Source organism: Sphingomonas sp. QA11 (assembly GCF_028473665.1).
In the GTDB taxonomy this organism is placed as follows: Bacteria; Pseudomonadota; Alphaproteobacteria; order Sphingomonadales; family Sphingomonadaceae; genus Sphingomonas; species Sphingomonas phytovorans.
Genome location: NZ_CP098774.1, coordinates 679,457 through 697,522 on the forward strand (window position 1 = coordinate 679,457; position 18,066 = coordinate 697,522).

General features: G+C 62.1%; 18 protein-coding genes. 7 read left to right on the forward strand and 11 right to left on the reverse strand.

Annotated features, from left to right (window positions below):
* Nucleotides 1–75: 75 nt before the first annotated feature.
* A complete protein-coding gene (gene purL, locus NDN01_RS03200; RefSeq protein WP_272625788.1) occupies nt 76–2,292 on the reverse strand; it encodes a phosphoribosylformylglycinamidine synthase subunit PurL in 2,217 nt (738 codons plus the stop codon).
* 282 nt (nt 2,293–2,574) lie between these two features.
* Here purL and NDN01_RS03205 point away from each other — a divergent pair, with 282 nt between their 5' ends.
* Nucleotides 2,575–3,144 carry a hypothetical protein gene (locus NDN01_RS03205; RefSeq protein WP_272625790.1) on the forward strand — a complete coding sequence of 190 codons (570 nt, stop codon included), beginning with the start codon at nt 2,575–2,577 and terminating at the stop codon, nt 3,142–3,144.
* Between the two features lie 109 nt (nt 3,145–3,253).
* On the opposite strand, the gene NDN01_RS03210 is transcribed toward NDN01_RS03205, so the two are convergent.
* Together NDN01_RS03210 and NDN01_RS03215 are read right to left on the reverse strand one after the other, a co-directional pair.
* On the reverse strand, nt 3,254–3,787 hold the full coding sequence (locus NDN01_RS03210; RefSeq protein ID WP_272625792.1) for a hypothetical protein: 534 nt from the start codon (nt 3,785–3,787) through the stop codon (nt 3,254–3,256).
* Nucleotides 3,788–4,234: 447 nt separating this feature from the next.
* Nucleotides 4,235–4,900 carry a hypothetical protein gene (locus NDN01_RS03215; RefSeq protein WP_272625795.1) on the reverse strand — a complete coding sequence of 222 codons (666 nt, stop codon included), beginning with the start codon at nt 4,898–4,900 and terminating at the stop codon, nt 4,235–4,237.
* 359 nt (nt 4,901–5,259) lie between these two features.
* Here NDN01_RS03215 and NDN01_RS03220 point away from each other — a divergent pair, with 359 nt between their 5' ends.
* Entirely contained in the window at nt 5,260–7,254 is a 1,995-nt protein-coding gene (locus NDN01_RS03220; protein WP_272625796.1) for an FAD-dependent oxidoreductase, read from the forward strand.
* Nucleotides 7,255–7,309: 55 nt separating this feature from the next.
* Here NDN01_RS03220 and NDN01_RS03225 read toward each other — a convergent pair whose 3' ends face one another.
* On the reverse strand, nt 7,310–8,122 hold the full coding sequence (locus NDN01_RS03225; RefSeq protein WP_272625797.1) for a sterol desaturase family protein: 813 nt from the start codon (nt 8,120–8,122) through the stop codon (nt 7,310–7,312).
* Here NDN01_RS03225 and NDN01_RS03230 point away from each other — a divergent pair.
* Nucleotides 8,091–8,369, forward strand: a complete 279-nt coding sequence (locus NDN01_RS03230; protein ID WP_272625798.1) for a hypothetical protein — start codon at nt 8,091–8,093, stop codon at nt 8,367–8,369. The two genes, NDN01_RS03225 and NDN01_RS03230, sit on opposite strands and share 32 nt — an antisense overlap.
* A gap of 229 nt (nt 8,370–8,598) precedes the next feature.
* On the forward strand, nt 8,599–9,279 hold the full coding sequence (locus NDN01_RS03235; protein WP_272625800.1) for a Crp/Fnr family transcriptional regulator: 681 nt from the start codon (nt 8,599–8,601) through the stop codon (nt 9,277–9,279).
* 300 nt (nt 9,280–9,579) lie between these two features.
* Here the strand turns inward: NDN01_RS03235 and arsC are convergent, their stop codons facing one another.
* From arsC to aroQ, 5 genes are all read right to left on the reverse strand, one after another.
* The gene (arsC, locus tag NDN01_RS03240) at nt 9,580–9,918 is read right to left on the reverse strand and encodes an arsenate reductase (glutaredoxin) (protein WP_272625802.1); all 339 of its coding nucleotides are present in this window, start codon (nt 9,916–9,918) and stop codon (nt 9,580–9,582) included.
* A 4-nt stretch (nt 9,919–9,922) separates the two neighbouring features.
* Nucleotides 9,923–10,585 (reverse strand): hypothetical protein, encoded by a 663-nt coding sequence (locus NDN01_RS03245; protein WP_272625804.1) that lies wholly within the window; start codon nt 10,583–10,585, stop codon nt 9,923–9,925.
* A gap of 87 nt (nt 10,586–10,672) precedes the next feature.
* Nucleotides 10,673–12,025, reverse strand: a complete 1,353-nt coding sequence (gene accC, locus NDN01_RS03250) for an acetyl-CoA carboxylase biotin carboxylase subunit (protein WP_272625805.1) — start codon at nt 12,023–12,025, stop codon at nt 10,673–10,675.
* A gap of 6 nt (nt 12,026–12,031) precedes the next feature.
* Complete coding sequence (gene accB, locus NDN01_RS03255) at nt 12,032–12,502, reverse strand: acetyl-CoA carboxylase biotin carboxyl carrier protein (protein WP_272625807.1); 471 nt, start codon at nt 12,500–12,502, stop codon at nt 12,032–12,034.
* A 52-nt stretch (nt 12,503–12,554) separates the two neighbouring features.
* The gene (aroQ, locus tag NDN01_RS03260) at nt 12,555–12,989 is read right to left on the reverse strand and encodes a type II 3-dehydroquinate dehydratase (RefSeq protein ID WP_272625808.1); all 435 of its coding nucleotides are present in this window, start codon (nt 12,987–12,989) and stop codon (nt 12,555–12,557) included.
* A 139-nt stretch (nt 12,990–13,128) separates the two neighbouring features.
* On the opposite strand from aroQ, the gene thiS reads away from it, so the two are divergent.
* Entirely contained in the window at nt 13,129–14,127 is a 999-nt protein-coding gene (gene thiS / locus NDN01_RS03265) for a sulfur carrier protein ThiS (RefSeq protein WP_272625809.1), read from the forward strand.
* A gap of 2 nt (nt 14,128–14,129) precedes the next feature.
* On the forward strand, nt 14,130–14,924 hold the full coding sequence (locus NDN01_RS03270) for an alpha/beta hydrolase (RefSeq protein ID WP_272625811.1): 795 nt from the start codon (nt 14,130–14,132) through the stop codon (nt 14,922–14,924).
* Here the strand turns inward: NDN01_RS03270 and NDN01_RS03275 are convergent.
* On the reverse strand, nt 14,921–15,514 hold the full coding sequence (locus tag NDN01_RS03275) for a class I SAM-dependent methyltransferase (RefSeq protein ID WP_272625812.1): 594 nt from the start codon (nt 15,512–15,514) through the stop codon (nt 14,921–14,923). The two genes, NDN01_RS03270 and NDN01_RS03275, sit on opposite strands and share 4 nt — an antisense overlap.
* A gap of 143 nt (nt 15,515–15,657) precedes the next feature.
* Between NDN01_RS03275 and NDN01_RS03280 the strand changes: the two genes are divergently transcribed.
* A complete protein-coding gene (locus tag NDN01_RS03280) occupies nt 15,658–15,828 on the forward strand; it encodes a CsbD family protein (protein ID WP_272625813.1) in 171 nt (56 codons plus the stop codon).
* Nucleotides 15,829–15,911: 83 nt separating this feature from the next.
* Here NDN01_RS03280 and NDN01_RS03285 read toward each other — a convergent pair whose 3' ends face one another.
* Nucleotides 15,912–17,555 carry a thiamine pyrophosphate-binding protein gene (locus tag NDN01_RS03285; protein ID WP_272625814.1) on the reverse strand — a complete coding sequence of 548 codons (1,644 nt, stop codon included), beginning with the start codon at nt 17,553–17,555 and terminating at the stop codon, nt 15,912–15,914.
* Nucleotides 17,556–18,066 lie beyond the last annotated feature (511 nt).

The window sequence follows — 18,066 nt, forward strand, 5'->3', positions numbered from 1 at the left end:
TGGGTCCATTTTGGGGCAGCCATGTATCGGCAGCGATCCCTCTTCCCGCTGCCGCCTCGCCGGAGGCTGCGTCCGTTACACCAGCGTATCGCCCATCAATGTCGGGAAGAAGTCTTCGTGCGCGGCGCGCAGATCCGCCAGCGTCACGACATGATCGTCGTCGGGCAGTTCGAAGATCAGGCGTCCGGCAATGGTCCGTCCGATCCGCTCGACCTCGATCCCCGCCGCGCCGGCGCCCGCCAGTGTGTCGAGCAGGGCATGGTCGGCGACCGTCACGACATAGAGCCCCTGGTCCTCGCCGAACAACGAGCAGGCGACGCCGCAGGGCAGGGGGGCATGCAGCATCGCGCCGATGCCGCTCGCCAGTGCCATCTCCGCGATCGTCACCGCGACGCCGCCGTCGGAGACGTCATGCACAGCGGTGAAGGCACCCGAGGCGATGTGCGCGCGCACGAACTCGCCGGTCTTGCGCTCGGCGACGAGGTCCACCGGCGGGGGCGGTCCTTCCTCGCGGCCATGAACCTCGCGCAGCCACAGGGACTGGCCGAGATGGCCCGAACGGGTTCCGATCAGCAGGATGACGTCGCCAGTGCCCTTGAAGGCGATCGTCGCTGATTTCGACCAGTCGTCCAGCAACCCGACGCCGCCGATCGCCGGGGTCGGCAGGATGGCCGATCCGGTCCCGTCGTCATTCTTCGTCTCATTGTAGAGCGACACGTTGCCGCTCACGATCGGGAAGTCGAGCGCGGCGCACGCCTCGGCCATGCCCTCGATGCAGCCGACGAACTGGCCCATGATCTCCGGCCGCTGGGGGTTGCCGAAATTCATGCAGTCGGTCGTGGCCAGCGGCTTTGCACCGACCGAGGAAAGGTTGCGATACGCCTCGGCGATCGCCTGCTTGCCACCTTCATAGGGGTCGGCGTAGCAATAGCGCGGGGTGCAATCGGTGGTGATCGCCAGGCCCTTGCTGGTGCCATGAACGCGAACCACCGCGGCGTCGCCGCCCGGCCGCTGCACCGTGTCCGCGCCGACCATGTGGTCATATTGCTCCCAGATCCAGCGGCGGCTGGCGATATCGGGCGATGCCATCAGCGTCAGCAGGTCAGCCGCGATGTTGGTGGTATCGGGTACGTTGGTCAGCGGTGCCGGCGGCGGCGTCTTCACCCAGGGACGGTCATAGGCTGGCGCCTCGTCTGCCAGTGGGCCGAGTGGAATGTCCGCCACCGTTTCTCCCTGCCATTTCAGGATCATGCGCCCGGTGTCGGTGACATGGCCGATGACCGCGAAATCGAGTTCCCATTTGTGGAAAATCGCCTCGGCGAAAGCCTCCCGGCCGGGCTTGAGCACCATCAGCATGCGCTCCTGGCTCTCGCTCAGCATCATCTCGTACGGCGTCATGCCGGTCTCGCGCTGCGGCACTGCGTCCATCACCAGTTCGATGCCGACGCCGCCCTTCGATGCCATCTCGACCGAGGAGGAGGTGAGGCCTGCCGCGCCCATGTCCTGGATCGCGACGATCGCGTCCGACGCCATCAATTCGAGGCAAGCCTCGATCAGCAGTTTCTCGGTGAAGGGATCGCCCACCTGAACGGTCGGGCGCTTCTCCTCCGAATCCTCGGAGAAATCGGCCGAGGCCATGGTCGCGCCGTGAATGCCGTCGCGCCCGGTCTTCGACCCGACATAGACGATGGGATTGCCCACGCCCGACGCGGCCGAATAGAAGATCTTGTTCGTCTCGGCGACGCCCACCGTCATCGCGTTGACCAGGATATTGCCGTCATAGGCGCGGTGGAAATTCACCTCGCCGCCTACCGTCGGCACGCCGACGCAATTGCCGTAACCGCCGATGCCATGGACGACGCCCGCGATCAGATGGCGCATCTTGGGGTGGTCGGGCCGCCCGAAGCGCAGCGCGTTCATGTTGGCGACCGGTCGCGCGCCCATGGTGAAAACGTCACGCAGGATGCCGCCGACTCCGGTCGCCGCGCCCTGATAGGGCTCGATGTAGGACGGATGGTTGTGGCTCTCCATCTTGAAGATCGCCGCTTGGCCATCACCGATGTCGATCACGCCGGCATTCTCGCCCGGGCCGCAGATCACCTGCGGGCCGGTAGTCGGAAGCTTTTTCAGATGGATACGACTGGATTTGTACGAGCAATGTTCGGACCACATCACTGAAAAGATCCCTAGCTCGGTCAGGTTCGGCTCTCGCCCCATGGCGTGCAGCACGCGCTCATATTCTTCTGGGGAAAGCCCGTGCTGGGCGACGATCTCGGGGGTGATCTGGCTCATGCCAGCGGGCTTTAGCGAGGGAGGCGCGCAGGGGCTAGTGGCGGCGTCGATCTAAACGAACCGCCATGCTGAACCCGATCGAGCGAACGGTAGAATCGTTACATCGGGCAAAGTTCAGGTGGTTGGCACAATCTTCCACTTGCATCGCGGCTGTGAAAGAAGAATAGAGGCCTTAATGAAGATGCGTCCAATCCTTGCATAGTTAATCATGCCGGAAATAATATGCCGCGTTGATAATGAATTGCAATATAGCCAAAATTTTTGTTCGGTATAGGAGGAATCGTGAAGTATATTGGAGGAGGATTACTCTTTATCGCCGTTGCGAGTGCGGGCGTCTATCTCCTGGAAGGTGCGCCGCCGCAACCGAAGTCGGATACCATACAGGTGGTAGAAGGGCGCGCTGTACAACCACGGGCGCTTCCGACCTTAGGCTACGTGCCATCGCCGAGTTATCTTCTTTCGAGTGCATCTCCGCAAGTGACGTACAATATGGCATCCTCAGCTTTGGAAATGTCTCGGGGTGAAGTCATAAATGAACCAGATGTCAAGCATGAGAAACGCGATATCACATGGGCAGTGCCTACGGAAATCGCTGTCCGAGATATGATAGCGCGCATTCCTTATATCGACACGACAACGATCACGGTCTTGTGCGGCGCGACGGTTTGCCGGGCGACAGGCAGCATTCAAGCTAGGATTTCTGATAGCAATCGACAGGTCGCCAATCTCGCTATTATTAATGAAGAATTCTACACGCCAAATCCTGATATAAATTTTATTCCAAAGCGATCTGTTGCTAACGTGGGATTGGAGGGTACATTTTCGGTGGAATTCTCGAGAATCGGTAAATGAAAGCATTGAAAATTTATAATTAAATTAAATGTTTGGTGACAATTTGTGATTATGGGCTGCAATCAGAATTATATTCCGATTGCAGCTTTCATATTAATGATGCGTTATTTTAGTGGCAGCAGGTATTGGTTGTCCAAATGACAGTTCCTGCTGAGTTTCTAATTACAACATTGCCATCGTTTTGGACGGTTAGTTTTGCTCCTGGGTTCCCATGGGTCTTAGATGACCAGATCGCAAAATTTGTGTTGTTCTCGTACGCGACCAGATTTCCATCAGTTTGAAAGGCTAAGCGCATTGCATAACGATAATTTTTATTGGTTCTAGAAGTCCAAAGAATGCTGGACGAGCCGCCATTTTCGAGCCCCCCAGGGTAATAGCGTAAGATAACATTCTCATCATCTTGAACATAAAGGTGAAACCTGTGATCTGGAGATAAAAATCCACCTGGAGCAGAGTTTACTTCAATCAGAGCCTGTGCAGTCGTTTCACATTGTAGGCGAGGGCTGGTTCCGAAAACGGCGGAGCAGCCAGCTGTTTGCTCTGGTATTGGAGATCCAATAACTTGAGCTTCAGATTTTGATCCAATTGCTGCAAAAGATAGAGAAATTACAGACAGTGAAGCGATAAAACTTTTTTTCATCATAAAATTCTCCCGATTATTTGTGACTGCAACAGGCAGCGTATTACGCTATCATGTGAAATAATAATATCAAATTTTATTGCAACAAATTTGGATATATTTAGAAGGTTCGTTCATGTGAAATGGCACGGATTGTGCTGCTAGCAGCGGTGTTCTTAGAGAGTGGGGGGCTGCTATCCATGTATGACTTCCATCGATAATGAGATTGTAGTATAGAGTAATAGATAATGAATTATTTAAATCGTCAATGAAATTTATTTAAATAATGCGGCAAAAAAATTACATTATTTGTAGATTTTCAGTTCCTTGCAGTTGTAAAAATATTACCGAATGGTAATGTCAATTTAGTTTGGAGGTGTTTAGGGGGGGGTGAATTTTTCTGGAATTTTCGTTGATTTTTATGTCGATATAAGGTGGCTAGCGATGGCAGCCGGATAATCAGGTTGCCCGTCATGATTCCGCAGCGGCGTCGCTCACCGGCACCTGATCCGATTTTATTTGTCCCCGGTGGGCCGGGCGTGAGCAATGTCGATGGACGGACGACAGGAAAGGGCATCCGTTCATCGAGGAGCGGACTTCAATTCTGCTCGAAACGCGCGGTACGCGGCATGCGCACGCGCGCTCGCATGCCCGGGCATCAAGCGCGTCAGGGAACAGGACATGCTGGGAAGAAGGGGCGGCCATGGTGCCCCGGCAATGATGCGAGTTGTTGCGGAATGCCGGAAGGCTCTGATCGCTTCCGGCATCGATCTCAACGGCTACGGGTCTTCCGAAGCTGCCTGGGAACATCGCCGAGGCGGCCGTATGGTGGCATGCTCGCCTCCTGCAATTGATGGCCTCTGCGCAGTCGTTACCGGGTTTCGCCCGGCGCATGCGGTTGTCGATATGGTGCAGCGAGGAAATGCTGTTCGAGAATCCGGCCCGGATGATGGTACAGATTTTGCCAAGCGCGGTCTGGGGAGCGTAGATGGTCGAGCTGCGACGCCAGCCATGTGTCAGCTCTGAAACATCGCTGTCGCTGATCGATCCGAGAACCAGCCGGTCGAGAGTAATGTGCCTGCGCTCGTTTTTGCGGAAGAGGTCGATTTCAGTACGTCGCTCGCCTGGGGCGACCAACTTCTGAGGACGAGCCCAATGCGCGCTTTGCGGTTATGCCGGCCGGAGTCACGGTACGATGTCCCATCGGTGGGCAATTGACGCTTGCTTTCCTCCGTGATCCGAACGCGCCGCTGCCGATCGACTGTGTTGCGAAAATGCCGGGCGCCAATTTCGGCGCGGATATCGAAAATGGGCGTTAGGGTGCTTTCGAGCTGGCTGGAGCAGCCAGCGGCTTGGAAAACGTGGCAATCCGAAGCATCCGCTTCGCATGGCGTAATTTGGCCAACCCTTCATCTAACGGTTCCCGATCCATCTCTACTCGCGGCTGCAACATCCCTTCGCTACGGTTCCGCCGGGGACAGACGGGGGCAATCCAGATGCGCGTGCCATTCAATCCGCTGCAGGCGGCGATCCTGAAGGCGCTGACCGAGGCGCTGTTTCACGGCGTCGACATGAAGATCACCTCCAGCCAGGTCGTCGCCAACCTGCAGCACCAGTTCGGCATGGTCGAAGGCGGCAAGCCGAAGGAGATCGGCCTCACTCTCTATCTGATCTGCTTCTTCATGGGCGGCCCCTTCTTCCTCATGATGGGGCCGGCGTGGCGCGCGCGGCGCTTGGCGAAACGGCTTGAGCGCAGCAAGAACAACCTGATGCAGGATCTCGCCCGTATCCGGGGCATCGTCTATGCCGGCTATTACGGCCACTGGGAGGGCGCGGCAGAGGCCGGCAACGACGACAACCCGGTGCTCCGGGCGATCGGCTTCGAGCTACCGCATCAGCGCGTGCGCGGCCCTGGCGAAGTGAAGATCGAGCCCTTTCCAGGTCGCGACCTTGCTCATGACGATGTGCTCGATCCAGGCGAGGCGCCGGCCTCGGCCGACATCATCGTCATCGGCTCGGGCGCAGGCGGTGCCGTCGCGGCAGCCAACCTTGCGCGCCATCACGACGTGCTGGTGATCGAGGCGGGGCCGCATTTCCCGTCGGGGGCGCTCACGCATGAGGAGCGCCGCATGACAGCGCGGCTGTTCGTCGATGGGGGCGTGCAGACCAGCCGCGACCATGACATCGTCATCTTCCAGGGGCATTGCGTCGGCGGCTCGACGGTCATCAACAACGGCATCGCGCTGCGCGTTCAGCAACCCGGCCTGACCCACCCGCACGCGAACGACGTGTTCGCCACCTGGGCCGCGCTCGGCGCGCCGGTGGATGGGACTCGGTTTGACGCCGCCTATCGCGCCGTCGAGACTCGTCTCGGCATCGAGCCGATCGATCCGAAGAGCGGCCGCAACAACGGCACGCACCTGCTGAACGGCTGGGCCGCGCACGCCGCCGCCTCGGGCGACCCGATGGATGCCGAGGCGCCGGCGCTCTGGTTCAGCAAGAATTACGGACCGCGCTCGATCAAGGCTGACTGCGCCTATTGCGGCTATTGCAATACCGGCTGCCCCTATGGTCGCAAGCAAGGCATGGCCCAATCCTTCTTGATCGACGCCCGCCGGTCGGGCGCACGCATCCTTGCCGAGACCAGGGTCGAGCGGATCGTCTGGGGCGAGCCCGATCTCGACGGGAAACGCGTCGCCACCGGCGTTGAGGTCCTCCGGCCCGATGGCAGCCGGCGGACGATCCGGGCGACCAGGGGCGTGGTCGTTGCCGCGGGTACGATGGCGTCGAGCCGAATCCTCGACAAGAGCGGTATCCGGGGCACGGGGGAGGGCATCTCGCTCAACATCGCCTGCCCGGTGGTCGCGCTGATGCCGGGTCAAGTGCGCGCCTGGGATGAAGACCAGATGGCCACCTATGTCGACCGTGGCGATTTCCTGCTCGAATCGCACTTCCAGCCGCCGATGAGCATGTCGACTCTGATGCCCGGCTGGTTCGGCCATCATGCTGACCGCATGCTCAACTATAATCGGCTCGCTTCTGCCGGCATCCTGTTCCCGGCCGACCGGCAGGGCCGTCTGATCGGCGGCAGCCTGCACTTCAAGCTTCGCGCCGATGTCGAGCTGCCGTTGCTTCGTCGCGCGCTGGCGACGCTCGCCCGCGTGCATTTCGCCGCCGGTGCCAGCGAAGTCTATCCGGCGATCGCGCGCGGGCTGACGCTGCGCAAGGGCGAGGATGTGGATGCCTTTTTCGCGCGGCACATCGGCGAGGCGGACGATGTCACCCTCTCGAGCTCGCATCCCCAGGGCGGAAACGCACGCAATGTCGATCCGGACAAGGGGGTCGTCGATCTCGATTGCCGCGTGCACGGCACGGCCAACGTGCTCGTCACCGACGCCAGCACTTTCACCAGCTGCATCCGGGTGAATGCACAGCTCACCACCATGGCGATGGCGCATTATGCGACGGCGGTGAGCCCGTTCGCGGCGTGACGCCAAGGCCGTGCACTGTTCTTTCTTCCTCGGTGAACGCCATATCTCCGAAGCCTCAGGGTAACGGATGCTTGGGCGCAGGCACCAGCGGCCACAGTAACTGTGCGGCCGCCGTCGTCGGTGGCAGATTCTCCACGCCAATCTTCTCCGGATAGCGGCGCGTGATCTTTGCGGTGCCAAACAGCACGTCCCAGAAGAACAGGAGATTGCCGAAATTGCCTTTGTAATGGGTCACCCCGTCATCGGCATGCTTGCCGTGATGCGCGGCATGCGTCGCCGGTGTGGAAATAGTGCGTTCGACCAGCCACATCACTGGCGACAGCCACGGCACCTGGTATAGCGGGGCATCCCAGCGGCGGTCCGAATGGGCGGCGATGATCACCGTCATCTTGACCACGACATAGCCGGCATAAACCCAGCCCATTCCGAGATAGACCAGCACGCCCGACAGCCAGAGCGAGGGCATCAGCATATAGTAGAAGATGTTGTTCCGGTAGACGATCCGGACGGACATATATTCGGCATTATGGTGCGGGCGGTGTAGATTGTAGAGCCACGGCACGGTGTGCGAGAGCCGGTGCCACCAATATTGCATCATGTCGTCGCAGAGCAGCAGCAGGGCGATCTGGGCGAGGATAGGCCAACCCGAGAGCGCGCCCTGAGCCTCCGGCGCGGCGAGATGGGCGAGAAAGATTCCGCCCGCCAGCGCGAGCGGCTGAGTCGCCACCAGCAGCACGGTCGTCCCGATCAGTTCGACCACCATATCCTGCCGTGTCGCGCCAGATTTGCGGAAGAAGCCAGTGGAGATCGCTTCCGCGAGCGCGAACCCGACATAGATGGCGACGATCGCGATCACCTCGAACTTCATGGCGCTCTCCCCCGGACGCTTCCGTGGAGCGCTCTTGAGCTTGTGGCAGCAGAGCCGTGAGCTTAAGAATGATAAGTTCTTGTCAATTACGAACCCGTTGCCGGGGGCCTTTTCGATGATCGACACCCAAAGGCAGCTTGATAGCTTCAAGGAAGTCGCGAGCGACCTTGAAACGGACGACGACTCGGAGCGCTTCGAGAAGCTGGCGAAGGTGGTGAAGCATAAACCAGTGGAGAAGCCCGAGTGAGCGTCAGGGCGATATATTCGCTAGCCGGCGCCGTCCTTGGGGCATATCTGGCAGCCAAGAATGTCCACCATTTGAGCGATCCATCGGTCGGCTGGATCATACGGTACGGTAGCATCGTGTGGGGCCTGCTCGGGATCGTTGCCGGACTGAATTTCGTCGAAGAGATGCGTAAGCGGCGCTCGGATTTGTAAACTACGTAACCGCCGAGTTCTCTGAATTTGAGTACGACATGGTCGGTCTGGTTTTCCTCGAGGCACCTGGCCTCGCCTCGATGCTGTCGCCGGAGATGTTCGATCGCCTGTGCGCAGCCGGCACACGCATGTCCTACGCCGATGGCGCGCTTGTGCAGACCCGAGGCGATGCGCGACCAGGCCTGTCGATTATTCGTGGCGGCGCGGTGCAGATCGGCAATCCGGGACACGACGGGTCGTTCGTCATCACGTCGATTCTCGGGCCAGGTCATTGCTTCGGCGAGATGACGCTGTTCGGCGATCTCCCGCGCACTCACGACGCGATCGCGAAGGGCGCGACGCTGATCGATCATGTCTCGCCGGCCGTTTATGAGCGCTTCGCCGAGGCGGACCCGACGCTCACTCGGGCAATCATGACGATGATGGCGCGGCGCCTCCATGCGCTGCTAGAATTCACCGACGACCTTCGGCGCCTGCCGCTCAAGGTACAGGTGGCGAAGCTCTTGCTGGCGACCGCCTGTGATGGGCGTGTCGATGCGACCCAGGAGGAAGTGGCCGCGCGGTTCGGCGTGTCGCGCGTCGCGATCGGCACTGCGCTACGCGCGCTGGAGCGCGATAGACTGGTAAAGCGCGGTTATGGCGGCATCGACGTGCCTGACGGCGCTGCGCTGGCGCGATGGATAGAGCAGCGGGCCGTGCTGGCGCCCATCCCCGGGTAAGTGATTCAATCGGCAACAGGCCTGTGAGAAGGTAGAGCCGGACGGAGCATGCGTGCGCCTGACACGCTCTTTCTCATGACCGATTGAATGTTGGACGCTTTTTCGTGGCGAACGGCGGAAAAACCTGCGGTTTTTCCGGTAATTCCACCATTGTTTTCCGCTGTTCTTGCGTAACAGGGAAACGGCTTCTCAAGTCTCTGTAAAGTCGTCTGAAAATCGTATCGAAAATCCAACATAACAGCGGAAGAAAAATCGAATCTCCGAAATGCGAAGAAAGCCGAGTCGTTGTTGGAACGCGTCCTACAGGATGTCGCGCACCTTCTCCGGTGGCCGGCCGAGTCGCACACCTTTTTCGGTCTCGACCAGCGGGCGTTCGATCAGGATCGGGTCGACCATCATCGCATCGAGGATCGCGTCGGCATCGGCATATTTGAGCCCGCACGCTGCATCCTCGGCCATGCGCAGGCCTTGGCGCGGGGTCATGCCGGCGCGTTCGTACAGGGCAGCCAGCTTCTCGCGGGTCGGCGGGTTCTTCAGATATTCGACCACCTCGATCTCGACGCCCGGCGTCTCCTTTAGGATCGCCAGCGTCTCGCGCGATTTGGAACAACGCGGATTATGCCAGATCGTCGCCCTCAAGCCTTCAACTCCCAATCTTCAATGCTCTCGTCCGGCTCACCCACCAGGCGAGCAGCGCGAGCAGCACATAGGCGACGAGTCCCAGGATTGCGAGCGAGGGTGGTGGCGGGTCGACGATCGTCGCCGGTTCGGGGCCGAACCAGTTGAACGCCTGGAAGGCCGCCATCGCGACGGCAAGCGTGGTGACGGGGATCCACGGGCCGCGCGTGCGGGCTGTGAACCAGGCAAGGGCGCCAAAGGCCATGGCAAGCTCAAGCGGCATCTCGATCGCTGGATGGTTCCACAGGCTGAGCCCGAACGGCGGCGGCCCGCCCGCCAGGGTCAGGTCGGGTCGGTGGACCAGCAGGTCGATCAGCCAGTGCGACAGAGCCACCGCGCCACCGATCAGCGCCGCTGCGCTGTTCCGCCGCCACAGCCAAAGCAGCAGCGCGAACCCCGCCGCCCAGCCGATCGCGCCGGCCAGGCTGTGAGTCCACGGCATCTCGTACAGGTCCATCGGATTCATCGCCGTGATACCGGGGACGAGCCGCATATGCTCGACACCGAGCAGCACGAAGGAGAAGAAGGCGAGATCGACCAGTTGGGCGGCGACGAACAGCGTGCCGAGCCTCGGTGCCCTGGGCGACGTCGCCGCGATGAGCGCCGTGCTGTAGTGCCCGATGAACATGGTCGATCTCCCCTGCGGGAGCCACCGTATCACCGTGTCATCCCCGCGACAGCAGGGATGACACCAGAGCCGGGCAAACGGGGGCTATTAGTCCTCCTGGCGCGCCAGCCACTCCTCAAGCCACTTGATCGTATAATTCCCCGCCTGGAAATCCGGATCGTCGAGCAATGCCTGATGCAGCGGGATGGTCGTCTTCATCCCTTCGATCACATATTCCTCCAGCGCCCGGCGCAGGCGGCGCAGCGCTCCCTGGCGAGTGGTGCCGTAGACGATCAGCTTCGCGATCATCGAATCGTAATAAGGCGGCACGCGATAGCCCGCGTAGAGCCCGCTATCGACCCGCACGTTCATGCCGCCCGGTGCGTGATACTGCTTCACCAGCCCCGGCGACGGCGCGAAGGTGCGCGGGTCCTCGGCGTTGATGCGGCATTCGATCGCATGGCCGCGGAACACCACGTCCTGCTGGCGCAGGGTCAGCGGATGGCCCTCGGCGATTCGGATCTGCTCGCGGACGAGATCCAGGCCGGTGATCATCTCGGTCACCGGATGCTCGACCTGAAGCCGGGTGTTCATCTCGATGAAGTAGAACTCGCCGTCTTCCCACAGGAACTCGATCGTGCCCGCGCCGCGATAGCCCATGTCGGACATCGCCTTGGCGACGATCCCGCCCATGCGCTCGCGGTCCTCGGCGCCGAGCACGGGGGAAGGGGCTTCCTCGAGCACCTTCTGGTGGCGGCGCTGCAACGAACAGTCACGCTCGCCGAGATGGATCGCATTGCCCTTGCCGTCGCCGAACACCTGGAATTCGATGTGGCGCGGGTTGCCGAGATATTTCTCCATGTAGACGGTCGCGTCGCCGAATGCCGCCTTGGCCTCGCTGCCCGCCTGCATCATCAGCGTTTCGAGCTGGTCCTCGGACGTGCATACCTTCATGCCGCGTCCGCCGCCGCCCGCTGCCGCCTTGATGATCACCGGATAGCCGATCTTCCGCGCGATCGCCTTGGCTTCGGTGATGTCGCTGATCGCGCCGTCCGAACCGGGGACGAGCGGCAGGCCGAGCGCGCCGGCGGTGCGCTTCGCCTCCACCTTGTCGCCCATGGTGACGATATGCTCTGGCTTCGGCCCCACGAAGATGATGCCGTGCGCCTCGACGATCTCGGCGAACCGGGCATTCTCGGACAGGAAGCCGTAACCGGGATGGATCGCATCGGCATGGCTGATCTCGGCCGCCGAGATGATGTTGGCGATGTTGAGATAGCTCTCGCCAGCCGGCGGCGGGCCGATGCAGATCGCCTCGTCGGCGAGTCGGACATGCATCGCGTCGGCATCGGCGGTTGAGTGCACCGCGACCGTCCTGATCCCCATCTCATGGCATGCGCGATGGATGCGCAGCGCTATTTCGCCGCGATTGGCGATCAGGAGTTTCTTGATTTCAGCCATTTAGGCTTACTCGACAACCACGAGGGGCTGGTCGAATTCGACCGGCTGGCCGCTCTCGACCAGGATCGCCTTCACCGTCCCGGCGCTGGGCGCGAGAATCGGGTTCATCACCTTCATCGCCTCGACGATCAGCAGCGTTTCCCCCGCCGCGACCGTCTTGCCGATGCTGATGAACGATGCCGCGCCGGGTTCCGGCGAGAGATAGGCGGTGCCGACCATCGGCGACTTTACCGCATTCGCGCTGGCCACGGGCGCGGCCGCCTCGACCGGCGTGGCGGCAGCCGCCACGGGCGTGGTGACGGGCGCGGGTGCATAATGCACCGCAGGTGCCGCGGCGGCCTTGCGCGCGATTCGGATACGACGCCCGCCATCCTCGACCTCGATCTCGGTCAGCTGCGTTTCGTCAAGCATCTGTGCGAGCTGGCGAACCAGTTCGACATCGATCCGCATCGGATCTGAATTACTATCTTCGGCCATGCGACCCCTGTTCTCCCTTATTGGGCCAAAGCCCATTTAATGGGGCGTCCTGTCAGAGACGAGCGGCGGCTTCAAGCGCAAGCAGGTAGGAAAGCGCCCCGAAGCCAGCGATGGTTCCCCTTGCGGCGCGTCCTACCCAGCTCTCGTGCCGGAAGTCCTCGCGCTTGTGGGGATTGGATAAATGTACTTCGATCACCGGTGTCCTGATCGATTTGATCGCGTCGTGGAGTGCGAGCGACGTGTGGGTATAGGCGGCTGCATTGAGGATCACCGCCCGCGCGCCGCTGGCCTGCGCCTCGTGCAGCCAGTCGACCAGGTGCCCCTCGTGATTCGACTGGCGCATGTCGATCTTCAGATCGAGCTCTCGCGCGCGATCCTCCAGCAGTCCGGCGATGTCGTCGAGTGTGTCGCTACCGTAGATTTCCGGCTCGCGCAGGCCGAGCAGGTTCATGTTCGGACCGTTCAGGACGAAGATCGTGTCGGCCAAGGATAAGCCTTTCGGTTGCGGGCGGGGTTCCGCGGCTTATATCGCGGGCTGCCTCTTTAGCCGTTCGTGCCTCGTGAAGTCGAGACAGGGCGCGGGGAGGTTTCTCGACGTCGCGTGAAGCGACCGGCTAGGGAGAGCTATGCATACCGATCACACCGTCTCGATCCGCGTCAACGGCGAGCATCGCCGCGTCAACGCCGGCCTCAGCCTTGCCCAGCTCGCCGCCGATCTCGGCCTCGTGCCGGAAAAGGTGGCGGTGGAGCGTAACCTCGAGGTCGTGCCGCGCTCGACCCTCGGCCAAGTTATGGTAGAGGATGGCGATGAGCTTGAGATCGTGCATTTCGTCGGCGGTGGTGACGTGGCGCCGGCACTCGATACCTGGACGGTGGCGGGCCGCACCTTCCGCTCGCGCCTCATCGTCGGTACCGGCAAGTACAAGGATTTCGCGCAGAACGCCGCGGCGCTCGAGGCTTCGGGCGCCGAGATCGTGACCGTCGCGGTGCGCAGGGTTAACGTATCCGACCCCAATGCGCCGATGCTGACCGACTTCATCGATCCGAAGAAGGTCACCTACCTGCCCAACACCGCCGGTTGCTTCGATGCCGAATCCGCGATCCGCACCCTGCGGCTGGCGCGCGAGGCGGGTGGCTGGGATCTGGTGAAGCTCGAAGTACTGGGCGAGGCGAAGACGCTCTATCCCGACATGGTCGAGACGCTGCGCGCAACGGAAGTACTGGCCAAGGAAGGTTTCCTCCCAATGGTCTATTGCGTTGACGATCCCATCGCGGCGAAGCGGCTGGAGAATGCCGGAGCGGTGGCGATCATGCCGCTCGGCGCGCCGATCGGTTCGGGCCTCGGCATCCAGAATCAGGTCACGATTCGCCTGATTGTCGAGGGTGCGAGCGTGCCCGTATTGGTCGACGCGGGCGTCGGCACCGCATCCGACGCGGCGGCGGCGATGGAGCTTGGCTGCGACGGCGTGCTGATGAACACGGCCATCGCCGAGGCGAAGGACCCGATCCTCATGGCGGCGGCGATGAAGGCCGGGGTCGAGGCGGGCCGCCTCGCCTATCTCGCGGGCCGAATGGGCAAGCGCCGTTATGCCGATCCGTCGAGCCCGCTGGCCGGGCTGATCTGACGATGCGCCGCCTCGCGCCCGCAATGCTGGCGGCCCTGCTCGTCGGTGGCTGCGGTCATCCGTCGGCGCCGCCGGGGGATCGGCGCGAGGAGAAGGCTCCGAATGAGCTTCAGGTTCTACCGGTCAAGCTCAAGGCGCGCGACGGCGTCACGGTATTCGGCCGCTATTACCGCGTGGCGCATCCAAAGGCACTGATCCTGCTCTTTCATCAGGCAGGGTCCAGCAAGGACGAATATGCGTCGATTGCGCCGCAGCTCAATCGCGAGGGCTATAGCGCTCTCGCGATCGACCAGCGTTCCGGCGGCGGTCTTTATGGTCCCAACGAAACGGCCGCGTTGGTCCCGCCGCAAAAGGGCCGGAGCGAGGATGCGGGCTATTCTACCGCCGAGCCCGATCTCCAGGCCGCCCTCGACTGGGGCATCCGGCAGAAACTTCCGCTAGTCCTCTGGGGCAGCAGCTATTCCGCAGCGCTGGTCTTCGACGTCGCCGCGCAAAATCCGGGCAAGGTGAGGGCATTGCTCGCTTTTTCTCCAGGCGAATATATGCCTGACAAGCACTTTGTCGATCGTGCCGCTCGCGTGCTGACGATCCCCGTCTTCTTGACATCCTCAAGCGATCCCGAAGAGATCGCTGCGGCCGGGGCGATCGCGGCTGCGGTGCCGGGCGGCAGGGCGGCTCATATCGTTCCGGTGGCCGGGGTCCATGGTTCCTCGACCCTGATTGCGGTCAAGAATCCAAAGGGCGCCAATGCCAATTGGCAAGCCGTACTGGCCTTCCTCAAAAAGATTGCGCCCTAAACCTTCCGCGCGAGCCAGACCGTCGCGCCCCCACATCCGGGGTCTTCGACGACATGCGCCATCTCGACCAGGCCGGCCCGCAGAAAGGCCGCGCGATATTCCGCTGGGTCGAGGCTGGCGTGATAGAGCGGGTCACCACGATATTCGCCCATTGATGTGCCGCGTTTCGGCCCGCTGTTGAACAGCAGTCGCCCGCCTGGCTTCAGCCAGGTCGCGATGCGCGCGATCATCGTCTCCTGGTCGTCATGCTCGAGATGGAACAGGCTGCCCCAGGCAAGCACGCCCTCGAACCGGTCCTCGATCGTCAGCTTGCGCATGTCGATCTGCAACCAGCGTTGCCGCGGGAAGCGCGTGCGGGCGAGACCGATCATCGCCGCCGAACTGTCGATCCCCGTCACCGCGAAGCCGTGATCGACCAGATAGCGTCCGATCGGTTCCCCGCCGCCGCATCCGAGATCGAGGATCGCGCCGCCGCGCGACAATGGCATGACGAAGCGCTCGATCCATGGCCGCTCGACGAAGCTGCGCCTTCGATCGCGATCGAAGGCATGGGCGTGGCGCTCATAATGGTCAGCTATGCGATCGGGCATCGCAGCGTCTCGGACGGTTTTTCAATGTGTTGCGAGGCAGGCGCTCGGCGAGCCGAAGGAACCCCGGGCGAGGTCAACCGTTGATTGCCCGGGAGTGACAGGCGCCGGTCGTCGGTGCCGTACGACAATCAAGGAGCACGCACATGGGTGAACTCGTCGATAAGATCAAAGGCAATGTCAACGAAGCGATCGGCAAGGTCAAGCAGAAGAGCGACAATCCTGCCACGCGTGACGAAGGTGCCGTTCAGGAACTGAAAGGCAAGGGTCAGCAACTCGCCGGCAAGGTGAAGGGAGCCCTTGGCGACGATATCTGACACATTTCGTCCCAAAATGATGGAAGGGCCGCGCTGGGCAACCGGGGCGGCCTTTTCTATTCATCGAGCCCCGAAGGTTCGGGTCAGCGTTTCCGTATCGCCGAGATCGTCGTGCCGGCGGTGATCGCCTCAATGTCGGTCTTCAGATGCAGCAACCGCACGCCGGTCTCCGCCATGGCCCGGGCGAGGGCAGGGGCGAACGCTTCGGTCGTCTCCACCGTCTCGGCCCAGCAGCCATAGGCCCGGCCAAGCGCCGCGAAATCCGGGTTGCGCAGTTCAGTGCCGGAAATGCGTCCGGGATATTCGCGTTCCTGGTGCATGCGGATCGTGCCGTATCCGCCATTGTCGATTACCAGGACGAGCATGTCCGCGCCGTGGCCGACTGCCGTGGCCAGTTCCTGCCCGTTCATCAGGAAGCATCCGTCGCCTGCCAGCGCCACGACCGTCCGGTCAGGGTGACGCAGCGCTGCCGCGGTCGCCGCGGGGACGCCATAGCCCATCGCGCCGGCGGTCGGGGCAAGCTGGCAGCCGGGGCCGGCATAGCGCCAGTAGCGATGCCACCAGCCGGAATAATTGCCCGCGCCGTTGCAGATGATCGTATCAGTCGGGAGCAGCTCGCGCATCGTCGCGACGCATGGGCCGAGATCGAGCCTCAGATCGCGAGCGACAGGTGTGGTCCATGCCTCATAGTCCGCCCGGGCCTTCGCAGCCGCTTCGAGCGGAGGGATGTCGATCGCCAGCACCGCATCGGCGAACTCGCGCATGCCGGCGCAGATGGCGAGATCGGCGCTGTAGGTGCTGTTCAACTCGCTCGGATCGGGGTGGACATGGACGATCCTCTGGCCGGGATGGTCCGGCGTGATCAGCGTATAGCCGTCGGTCGTGGCCTCGCCGAGCCTCGGCCCGACGACAAGGAGCAGGTCGGCGTCCTTGATCCGCTGCACGAGCTTCGGATTGGGGCCGTAGCCGAGATTGCCGGCATAGGCGGGCGAGCTGTTGGGGATGGCATCCTGGCGCCGGAAGGCGGCGACCACCGGCAGGCCGCTGCGTTCAGCAAAATTCTGGAAATCGCGCGTCGCCTCGGCGTCCCAGCCGGCGCCGCCGACGATGGCGACCGGCCGCGACGCCTCTCCTAGCATGGCGCCCAGATGGCTCATCACGATAGGATCGCACGCCTGGACCGGACGGCCCACCCGGGGGCGATCCACCGCAACGACCTCGTCGAGCAGCATGTCCTCGGGCAAGGCAAGCACCACGGGTCCCGGCCGGCCCGACATCGCTACATTCCAGGCTCGTGCGACATATTCCGGGATGCGTGCTGCATCGTCGATCTTTGCCGCCCATTTCACGACCGGCCCGAACATCGTCGGAAAATCGATCTCCTGGAACGCCTCGCGATCTTTCGTGCCGCGATCGACATCGCCGATGAACAGCACCATCGGCTGCGAATCCTGCATCGCGACATGGACGCCGATCGAGGCATTGGTCGCACCGGGCCCGCGCGTCACGAAGGCGACGCCCGGCCGCCCGGTCAGCGCGCCGTCGGCACAGGCCATGAAGCCGACGCCGCCCTCCTGCCGGCACACCACCAGGTCGATCTCCGGCGTGTCGTGGAGTGCGTCGAGCACGGCGAGGAAGCTTTCGCCGGGGACGGTGAAGATACGGTCGCAGCCTTGCGCGACGAGCTGGTCGACCAGGATTCGACCGCCGGTACGTTGGTTTGTCATAGGGGTGATTCCTGGACCGGCCGGCGGCATTTTGCTAGCCCGCCGCGCTCGAAAATGAAGCCGGCCGGTATCGGTAGGCCCGGCGGCCGGTCGCCCGTGCAACAACGCTCTCTGTATCCGCTGCGGCGAAACCCGCGGCAGAAGGTCCGCGATGTCTGGGCTTCAGGCAGTCATGGATCCGCCGTCACGACCGGCTTGAAACGTCGGGATGCTTTACACTGGAGGCGGGGCGCTGGAGCGCATTAACTATCGTGGCCTGCGGTTTTCCCTTACTTGAGGGGAATGGCACGCCGACTGCATGGTCTGGAGCATGCCGAGCGTTCATCGCTTCAGCAGGGCGGACCGATGCTCCCTCCGATCTCGCATCGGTCCGCCCTACCCGGCTTCCCGGATCACCACTTCATCCCGATCGACGCGGCATTGCTGCGCTTCGTATCCCTGCGCGGACCGGGCGACAGAAAAGAAAAGGGCTTCGCCGCGGTTCCCACCGCGGGCGAAGCCCCGTCTCTGT

Bases quoted from the DNA above. Each gene is read 5' to 3' on its own strand.
- NDN01_RS03245 (WP_272625804.1), bottom strand. From the start codon at position 10,585: ATGTTCATCGGGCACTACAGCACGGCGCTCATCGCGGCGACGTCGCCC.
- NDN01_RS03235 (WP_272625800.1), top strand. From the start codon at position 8,599: ATGGTCGGTCTGGTTTTCCTCGAGGCACCTGGCCTCGCCTCGATGCTG.
- NDN01_RS03230 (WP_272625798.1), top strand. From the start codon at position 8,091: ATGGCGACGATCGCGATCACCTCGAACTTCATGGCGCTCTCCCCCGGA.
- accB (WP_272625807.1), bottom strand. From the start codon at position 12,502: ATGGCCGAAGATAGTAATTCAGATCCGATGCGGATCGATGTCGAACTG.
- NDN01_RS03225 (WP_272625797.1), bottom strand. From the start codon at position 8,122: ATGAAGTTCGAGGTGATCGCGATCGTCGCCATCTATGTCGGGTTCGCG.
- NDN01_RS03270 (WP_272625811.1), top strand. From the start codon at position 14,130: ATGCGCCGCCTCGCGCCCGCAATGCTGGCGGCCCTGCTCGTCGGTGGC.
- NDN01_RS03280 (WP_272625813.1), top strand. From the start codon at position 15,658: ATGGGTGAACTCGTCGATAAGATCAAAGGCAATGTCAACGAAGCGATC.
- NDN01_RS03220 (WP_272625796.1), top strand. From the start codon at position 5,260: ATGCGCGTGCCATTCAATCCGCTGCAGGCGGCGATCCTGAAGGCGCTG.
- NDN01_RS03285 (WP_272625814.1), bottom strand. From the start codon at position 17,555: ATGACAAACCAACGTACCGGCGGTCGAATCCTGGTCGACCAGCTCGTC.
- thiS (WP_272625809.1), top strand. From the start codon at position 13,129: ATGCATACCGATCACACCGTCTCGATCCGCGTCAACGGCGAGCATCGC.
- accC (WP_272625805.1), bottom strand. From the start codon at position 12,025: ATGGCTGAAATCAAGAAACTCCTGATCGCCAATCGCGGCGAAATAGCG.
- NDN01_RS03275 (WP_272625812.1), bottom strand. From the start codon at position 15,514: ATGCCCGATCGCATAGCTGACCATTATGAGCGCCACGCCCATGCCTTC.
- NDN01_RS03210 (WP_272625792.1), bottom strand. From the start codon at position 3,787: ATGATGAAAAAAAGTTTTATCGCTTCACTGTCTGTAATTTCTCTATCT.
- purL (WP_272625788.1), bottom strand. From the start codon at position 2,292: ATGAGCCAGATCACCCCCGAGATCGTCGCCCAGCACGGGCTTTCCCCA.